Origin of the sequence: Methanobrevibacter oralis, assembly GCF_001639275.1 — an archaeon.
In the GTDB taxonomy this organism is placed as follows: Archaea; Methanobacteriota; Methanobacteria; order Methanobacteriales; family Methanobacteriaceae; genus Methanocatella; species Methanocatella oralis.
In genome coordinates this window covers 1-7,714 of the sequence record NZ_LWMU01000089.1, presented here as the reverse complement: position 1 = coordinate 7,714, position 7,714 = coordinate 1, and the positions used below count along the sequence as shown (strand labels likewise).

General features: G+C 30.0%; 9 protein-coding genes. 8 read left to right on the top strand and 1 reads right to left on the bottom strand.

Annotated elements, in window-relative coordinates; genetic code table 11:
* Positions 1-153: 153 nt before the first annotated feature.
* A complete protein-coding gene (locus MBORA_RS07475) occupies positions 154-516 on the top strand; it encodes a hypothetical protein (protein ID WP_042694909.1) in 363 nt (120 codons plus the stop codon).
* 1 nt (position 517) lies between these two features.
* Here MBORA_RS07475 and MBORA_RS07470 read toward each other — a convergent pair whose 3' ends face one another.
* Entirely contained in the window at positions 518-2,119 is a 1,602-nt protein-coding gene (locus MBORA_RS07470; RefSeq protein WP_063720481.1) for a dihydropteroate synthase-like protein, read from the bottom strand.
* A gap of 305 nt (positions 2,120-2,424) precedes the next feature.
* Here MBORA_RS07470 and MBORA_RS07465 point away from each other — a divergent pair, with 305 nt between their 5' ends.
* From MBORA_RS07465 to MBORA_RS07435, 7 genes are all read left to right on the top strand, one after another.
* Positions 2,425-2,949, top strand: coding sequence for a pyruvate ferredoxin oxidoreductase subunit gamma (locus MBORA_RS07465; protein ID WP_042694907.1), 525 nt, complete (start codon positions 2,425-2,427; stop codon positions 2,947-2,949).
* Positions 2,950-2,961: 12 nt separating this feature from the next.
* A complete protein-coding gene (gene porD / locus MBORA_RS07460; RefSeq protein ID WP_042694905.1) occupies positions 2,962-3,204 on the top strand; it encodes a pyruvate synthase subunit PorD in 243 nt (80 codons plus the stop codon).
* Positions 3,205-3,220: 16 nt separating this feature from the next.
* On the top strand, positions 3,221-4,366 hold the full coding sequence (porA, locus tag MBORA_RS07455) for a pyruvate synthase subunit PorA (RefSeq protein ID WP_042694903.1): 1,146 nt from the start codon (positions 3,221-3,223) through the stop codon (positions 4,364-4,366).
* A gap of 2 nt (positions 4,367-4,368) precedes the next feature.
* The gene (gene porB / locus MBORA_RS07450; RefSeq protein WP_063720480.1) at positions 4,369-5,235 is read left to right on the top strand and encodes a pyruvate synthase subunit PorB; all 867 of its coding nucleotides are present in this window, start codon (positions 4,369-4,371) and stop codon (positions 5,233-5,235) included.
* A 10-nt stretch (positions 5,236-5,245) separates the two neighbouring features.
* Positions 5,246-5,746, top strand: coding sequence for a 4Fe-4S dicluster domain-containing protein (locus MBORA_RS07445; protein ID WP_042694901.1), 501 nt, complete (start codon positions 5,246-5,248; stop codon positions 5,744-5,746).
* Positions 5,747-5,749: 3 nt separating this feature from the next.
* Entirely contained in the window at positions 5,750-6,004 is a 255-nt protein-coding gene (locus tag MBORA_RS07440) for a 4Fe-4S binding protein (RefSeq protein ID WP_042694899.1), read from the top strand.
* Positions 6,005-6,179: 175 nt separating this feature from the next.
* The gene (locus MBORA_RS07435; RefSeq protein WP_042694897.1) at positions 6,180-7,025 is read left to right on the top strand and encodes a fumarate hydratase; all 846 of its coding nucleotides are present in this window, start codon (positions 6,180-6,182) and stop codon (positions 7,023-7,025) included.
* Positions 7,026-7,714 lie beyond the last annotated feature (689 nt).

Below are 7,714 nucleotides of genomic sequence, written 5' to 3'. Positions count from 1 at the left end.
TCACAACAAGAAAAACAACAACTAATATTTAAATCTTTTCACAAACACAACAGAAAACACAAAAAGAATCAAAGAAAAATAAAAAAAACTAAAAAATATGTCAAAGAGCTAACAAATTGACAGTCCCAATTAATATTAATAGAGAGGTAAAAAATGAAGTCAGAAAATATTATCATACTTGCATTGATTATTCTGATTATAGCAAGTGCTGGAATTTACGCTTTTATAAATTCTACTGGAAACCAAACTGATGACAATAACGCTACTTTAAATACAAATATGACCAATAATACAGGAAACAATACTATTGAAAGTAATTCTGGAGTATCAGGTGATTCTGAAAGTTCTCAGTCAACACAAGACCAAAGTAATAATAACAATTATCAAGGCGAAAACAGTAATGGTCAAACAAGTGCTGATACAACTTCCAGTGAAGATACAACACCCTCAACTTCAAATGATTATGGAGGGGCAGGACAGGACCCAAACACTGCAAACACGGGCGATTTTGATTAAATTAATTTTTAAATTCATCAGGATTTTTAAATAATTCAAAATCCTGTACATATTCTTTTCCAGTAATCATTGCTATTTCTGCTTTTTTAAGTTCACTTCCTAAATAAGCAGCATGTTCCATTCTACTCACAAGACCTTCCGTTATTATTTCTTCATAAATTTCACGAGCAGATTTTCCAACAATTACAACATCAGCCTTATTTTTAATAAAATGTGTAGCTGTTATTTTACTATCTTTAACAGTTGTGCCATATTCAACATTAATTTTAAAACTACCTGCTTTATCTCTTATGAATTTTAAAGGTTTTTCTTGTTTTAATTCAAGAACTCCATCTGTTTCATTTAAAATAATATCATTTCTTTTATGTTTATCTTTAAAAGCAACCATGTTAATTCCTAAATCTTTTGGAATTGATTTTCTATGTTTTGCTAAAAACATCATTTTAGAAGCAGTAGCTAATTCATAAACACTACCTCTTGTTTTTCCGCTTTCTTCAGGTGTAAATAATATACTTACTCCTAATTCCATACCAATTCCTGAAAGAAGAACATTAACTCCCCCAGAATCTGCATCCATTAATTCTGTAACATTTCCAACACCAAAAAACATTGGAGCTTTATTAATTTTATGAAATTCATTACATGCAATAATTGACTCCACAATACTACTACTATTTACAGGATCTAAAATCATGTCTGCTACATATCTTAATCCTTTTGTATCTTCAATTAATTGTCCCATTGCTTTTACACGTTCTTCTGGTGTTTTTGGAGAGATTCCTTTAGAAAAATTAGTTGGTAGTAAAACTGCAGGAATATCTTTTTCTTTTAAAATATCAATAATTTCTGCTTGATTTCCTAAATCTAAACTTAATACAAAATCAATTCCATTTTCAGCAGCTACTTTAATTTCTTTTGTATTCAATGTATCTATACTTAATGGTTTATCTCCAACAACTGGTCTTAAAGTATTTATTAACTCTGGAACTTTATGTGAGAAATCTTCACCTGCTGCCATACCAATATCTATCATATCTGCCCCACTATCAATAAAGTATTGGCATTTATTAATTAAAGCTTCTTTAGATAAAAATGGAGCATTAGCTATTTCTGCAAGAACTCTCATTGGGAAATCTTCACCTACAGGAAGATTTCTAATTAAAATATTATTTGGTTTTTTTAGTAGCTCTTTAATAGTTTTTTTATCATTTTCAAAATCATCAATAAATTTAAATGCTTTTTTACGTTTTTCTTCTTCGATTAATTTATCTGCAGGTTTGTCCTCCGACAAATCAATATTTTCTATTAAATTCAAAACCATTGCTAAATCTGCTCCATCTGTTGAACCTTTAAAAGTAGGAATTCCTAATTCCTTTGTAATTTCACGAGTTCCTTTTTTAATTAAACCTGGAACTAAAATCATGTCAATAGCATCAAGTTCATTAGCAAAATTAGTTTTAACTTCTTTAATTATCTGCCTAGGTGTTAAAAAAGCAGCAACTTGTGTTTCGGCAATATGTACAATAATATCCTGTGTAGACTTTTTAACAACACTTTTAATAAGTGGATAAGCCAAATGTCCAGTAATTATTAAAACCCTCATAATAAACCTCACAAGTAATTAATAATTATATAGTTATTATTATATATAAAAACAACATTTTCTAAAAAAAGTATTACTATTATTTTAAATTTTAACTTAAAAATACTTGTTTATAATAGTTTAAAATTAAAATATTCGCTTTAAATACAATATTTTTAGTAATAAAGACCCTTTAAAAGCAATTAAAAAAAATTAACTTTCTATAAAAAAGATAATATAGATTTTGAAAAGTAATAAAACAACACAATATTTATATATTTTGTAATTTATAATGATTATACATGACAGAATATGGAGGAAAATAAATGATTGAAATTCGTTTTCATGGAAGAGGCGGACAAGGATCTGTAACAGCTGCAGAAATTTTGGCAAAAGCAGCTTTTAAAGATGGCAAATATGTTCAATCTTTTCCATTTTTTGGAGTTGAACGTAGAGGAGCTCCAGTTATGGCTTTTACAAGAATTGATGATAAACCTATCGATTTAAGATATCAAATATATAATCCAGACTATGTACTAGTTCTTGACGATGGATTAATGAATGTGGTTGATGTATTCTCAGGGATAAAAGATGATTCAGAGATAATAATTAATATTCCTGAAAAATACAAAGGAAGTGGTAAACACAATATTTATAGTATTGATGCTACAGGAATTGCATTAGACTTATTAGGCCGTAACATTGTTAACACGATTATTTTAGGATATTTTGCTAAAAAAACCCAAGAAGTAAGTATTGAATCCCTTATTGAAGTAATAAAAGAAACATTCCCTGGAAAAGTTGGAGAATTAAATGCAAAAGCGACTCAAAAAGCTTATGAAATGGGATAAGAAGGTGAGAGTATGGTATCTATAGGATGTGTAATTAAAACACCTGGAAGTAGTAAAAATAACAAAACTGGAAGCTGGAGAACCTTTAAACCTATTTTAGATAAAGAAAAATGTATAGATTGTGATAACTGTATCATTTTTTGCCCAGACTCTAGTGTAAACAAACAACATGATATTAATTACGATTACTGTAAAGGATGTGGAATTTGTGCGAATGAATGTCCTTCCGATGCAATCGAAATGGTAAAAGAATAAAAAAGGGAGTGAATTAATGACAAAAGAAGTAATGACAGCAAACAAGGCAGTTGCTGAAGCTGTAAGATTAGCTAAACCACAAGTTATTCCTGTTTATCCAATTACCCCGCAGACAACAATTTCAGAATATCTTGCACAATATGTTGCAGATGAAAGAATTAATGCAAAATATGTAAAAGTAGAATCCGAACATAGTGCAATTAGTGCAGCTGTCGGAGCTAGTGGTGCAGGCGTAAGAGTATTTACAGCTACATCATCACAAGGATTAATGTTAATGCATGAAATATTGTTCGCAGCAGCAGGTATGAGAACCCCAATCGTTTTAGCAGATGCAAACAGAGCAATTTCTGCACCTTTGAATATTTGGAACGATCAACAAGATTCAATTGCACAAAGAGATTCTGGTTGGTTACAAATTTATGTTGAAAATGCACAAGAAGCATTAGACACTACTCTAATGGCATATAAAATTTCAGAAAATCCTAAAGTATTACTTCCATCAATGGTATGTTTAGATGGATTTATATTAACTCATACAGTAGAACCAGTTGAAATTCCAGATGAAAAAGCTGTAGATGAATTTTTACCTCCATATAAACCAAAACATTCATACTTAGATCCAAATGAACCAATGTCTGTTGGTACATTAGCTGATCCAGATTACTACCTTGAAGCAAGATACGACATACAAGTAGCTATGGATAACTCTTTAGAAGTAATTCAAGAAACTTGTGATGAATTTGCAGAGAAATTTGGAAGAAAATACGGACTTATTGAAACTTATAAAACAGAAGATGCTGAAATTATCTTTGTAGCTATGGGATCTATCTGCAGTACTTTAAGAATAATGGTTGATCAATTAAGAAAACAAGGTGAAAAAGTAGGATTACTTAAAGTCAGAACTTATAGGCCATTTCCAGCTGAAACTATTAACGAAGCTGTTAAAAATTGTGATAAATTAGCAGTACTTGATAAAAATGTAACATTTGGAATTGGAGGAGCACTTTATACTGATATTAAATCTAAAATCCATAAGGATGCATATGGATTTATTGTAGGATTAGGAGGAAGAGATATAACTCCCGATACAATACTTGAAATTTACGAAAAAGCTAAAAACCCTGAAAAAGAAGTTTCATGGATAGGACTTAAGGAGGAATAATAATGGATATACCTGATAAAGATTTATTAGCACCAGGACACAGAGGTTGTGCAGGATGTGGAGCATCCATTGGAGTTAGATTAGCTCTTAATACATTAGGAAAAAATACTGTAGCAATTTCTGCTACAGGCTGTCTTGAAGTAATGACTACCCCTTACCCTGAAACTGCTTGGGAAATACCATGGATTCATGTTGCATTTGAAAATGCAGGTGCAGTTGCATCTGGTGTAGAAAGTGCACTTAGAATTCAAGGAAAAGATGATGTTAATGTTGTAGCTTTCGGAGGAGATGGTGGTACCGTAGATATTGGACTACAATCATTATCTGGAGCTATGGAAAGAGGTCATAATTTAACCTACATATGTTATGACAACGAAGCATATATGAATACTGGTATTCAAAGAAGTGGTGCAACACCATATGGTGCAACTACCACAACATCTCCAAAAGGAAGTGGAAGCTTTGGAGAAGACAAACCTAAAAAAAATATGCCTATGATTATGGCAGGTCATGGAATACCATATGTAGCTACTGCATCAATTTCATATCCTGAAGACTTTATTAAAAAAGTTAAAAAAGCTGCATCTATTAATGGACCTGCATATATACATTTGCACCAACCATGTACAACAGGTTGGGGGTATGACTCATCTAAAACAATTGAAATTGGAAGATTAGCTGTTGAAACTGGATCTTGGATTTTATATGAAATTGAAAATGGTGAATTTGAAGTTACATACAGACCTGAAGAAAGAAAACCTGTAAAAGAATATTTATCACCGCAAAAAAGATTTAAACATCTTAATGATGAACAAATTGAAAAAATCCAAAAATTTGTTGATGCTGAATGTGAAGAATTAGGATTATAGGAGGATTAAAATGGAGAAAATTTCTGTAAATAGCAATTTATGTGATGGATGTCTCAATTGTGAAAAAATGTGTGCATCTGTTCATAAAGTAGCTAGAATCAAAATTATAGAACATGATTCTTCCTATTACTCTATCGTATGTCAACATTGTGATAACGCACCATGTATCAAAGTATGTCCAACTGATGCTATGAGTCGAGAAGGCGTTGATGAAGACAAATGTATTGGTTGTGGATTATGTAGTATTATTTGTCCATTTGGTGCAATAACACTCAATGGAAGTATTGCTGAGAAATGTAACCTTTGTCAAGACCGAGAAGAAGGACCAGCATGTATAAAATCATGTAGTAAACGAGCTATTAGTCTAGTTGATCCTGCAAAAGTTAAACTTAAAAATCAAGAAAAATATATTGCTAAGCTATCTGGTGAAACTAAAGTGGGAAACATTAATGGCGGATTTGTCCGATTTATTACAAGCCAAGCAAGAGCTAGACTAGTATTAGAAGAATAAATTATGTATAATCAAAACATGCAAAATTGTAGTGATTGTACACATTGTGGGAACAGTTGCCAAAAAAGAAAAAGTGAATTTGGCAACATCCCCCTATTTTGTATGCATTGCCCAGTAGATAGTGCTCCTTGCAGATTAGTATGTAGTGAAAATGCCATTGAAGAATTAGGTGGAGCCATTACAATAAATACTGAAAAATGCAATAAATGTAAAAAATGTGAAGAAGTTTGTCCCATTGGGGCAATACATATCCAATAACTATGTTTTTAATTAAATTTCACATAAGTTGTTTATAATACTAAAAAAATATGCAACTCATTTTGTCATTATTTTTTAATAGAAATAAGTACTAAAACAATTAGGAATTTGAAAAACTTTATAATAAGTTAAAATAAAATTATAATATACTATTTAATAAAAAAAGGTTTTTATTTTGATTAGAGAAGATATTATAAAAGATGCTGTTTATGAACTTTATAAACAAGCAGTTATTGTTTTAGGAAATGATGTTAAAAAATCACTTGAAGATGCTCTTAAAATTGAAGACAATAATCTTGCTAAGTTAAATATTAATGCAATATTAAAAAATATCGAACTTGCTGAAGAAAAAGGAATTCCAATGTGTCAAGATACAGGTCTTCCAGTGGTTTTTATTAAGTTAGGTAATGTTGAGGTTGAAAATTTAAAACATGGAGTTGAAGAAGGAATCAAAAAAGCAACTAAAGAAATTCCAATTCGTCCAAATATTGTAGATCCCCTATCTCGTAAAAATACTAATAACAATGTTGGAGATTATATCCCCCCTATTGATATTGAATTAATAGATGAAGATTATTTAGAAATAACTATTTTACCAAAAGGTTTTGGTTCAGAAAACAATAATGCTATGAAAATGGCATTACCTGCCGAAGGTATTGAAGGTATTAAACAATTTGTTGTAGAATCTGTCCTCAAAGCTAAAGGAAAACCATGCCCTCCTACTGTTATTGGCGTTGGAATTGGTGGCACTTCTGATTTATGTTTAAAGTTAGGTAAAAAAGCATTACTTGGAAAAGTTGGGCAAAGAAACCCTGATCCAGAAATAGCTAAACTTGAAGATGAAATTTTAACAGAAATCAATAATTCTGGAATTGGACCTATGGGTCTTGGTGGTAAAACAACAGCATTAGATGTTAAAATTCTAAAAGCACACACACATACTGCAGGTTTACCAATAGGAGTTTGTATTCAATGTTGGGCTGATAGACATGCAACAACTAGAATTTATGATGAAAATTAAATTAGGATTAAATCCTTCATTTTAAATATAATATTAATAATTACGAATTGTAAAAGTAAAACTAAAAAAATGGTGAAAACATAAAAATACTATTATACCAGATATTTCAAAAGAAATAACAACACCATGAAGAATTAAAACAATTATACGGCGACAGATAGACAATAAAAACAAATTACAATAGATTAAGAAAAATTCACAAGAAAAAAAACAATAATAGAACAAGACTTCTATTAGCCACATATAACTTATCCAACATAATTAATAGGCCCCAAACACCGGATGCAGAAGAACAAAAATAACAAGAAAACCAAAAAGAAATACAAACAATAATTAAAGAAAATAATTGATATTACCAAAAAAAGATTTGGTTTACACGAAAATTAAAGCACCATCAAACAAAAAAAGAGATAAAGAGAAATATTATCATAAATGCAAATCAAACATACAAGATAGTTTTTAAAAAAATTAAAAACCTTAACTTGACATCAATGGTTTTTTCGGGACTGTCAATTTGTTAGGTCTTTTGTATATAAATAGTGTTTAATTTTTCAATTTTGTTTATTTGGTCTTCTTTTTGATTTTACATTTTTGATTTTTACGAAAGTTTTAAATACTATTTGTGTTTTTTATTTCAAATTTTTATTTTTTTTGAATTTTATCAAATATTTTAAGCCCCTTTTTTCCTT

What these genes read in the sequence shown, in the direction of transcription:
- MBORA_RS07475 (WP_042694909.1), top strand. Translation starts at nt 154, where the DNA reads ATGAAGTCAGAAAATATTATCATACTTGCATTGATTATTCTGATTATA.
- MBORA_RS07470 (WP_063720481.1), bottom strand. Translation starts at nt 2,119, where the DNA reads ATGAGGGTTTTAATAATTACTGGACATTTGGCTTATCCACTTATTAAA.
- MBORA_RS07465 (WP_042694907.1), top strand. Translation starts at nt 2,425, where the DNA reads ATGATTGAAATTCGTTTTCATGGAAGAGGCGGACAAGGATCTGTAACA.
- porD (WP_042694905.1), top strand. Translation starts at nt 2,962, where the DNA reads ATGGTATCTATAGGATGTGTAATTAAAACACCTGGAAGTAGTAAAAAT.
- porA (WP_042694903.1), top strand. Translation starts at nt 3,221, where the DNA reads ATGACAAAAGAAGTAATGACAGCAAACAAGGCAGTTGCTGAAGCTGTA.
- porB (WP_063720480.1), top strand. Translation starts at nt 4,369, where the DNA reads ATGGATATACCTGATAAAGATTTATTAGCACCAGGACACAGAGGTTGT.
- MBORA_RS07445 (WP_042694901.1), top strand. Translation starts at nt 5,246, where the DNA reads ATGGAGAAAATTTCTGTAAATAGCAATTTATGTGATGGATGTCTCAAT.
- MBORA_RS07440 (WP_042694899.1), top strand. Translation starts at nt 5,750, where the DNA reads ATGTATAATCAAAACATGCAAAATTGTAGTGATTGTACACATTGTGGG.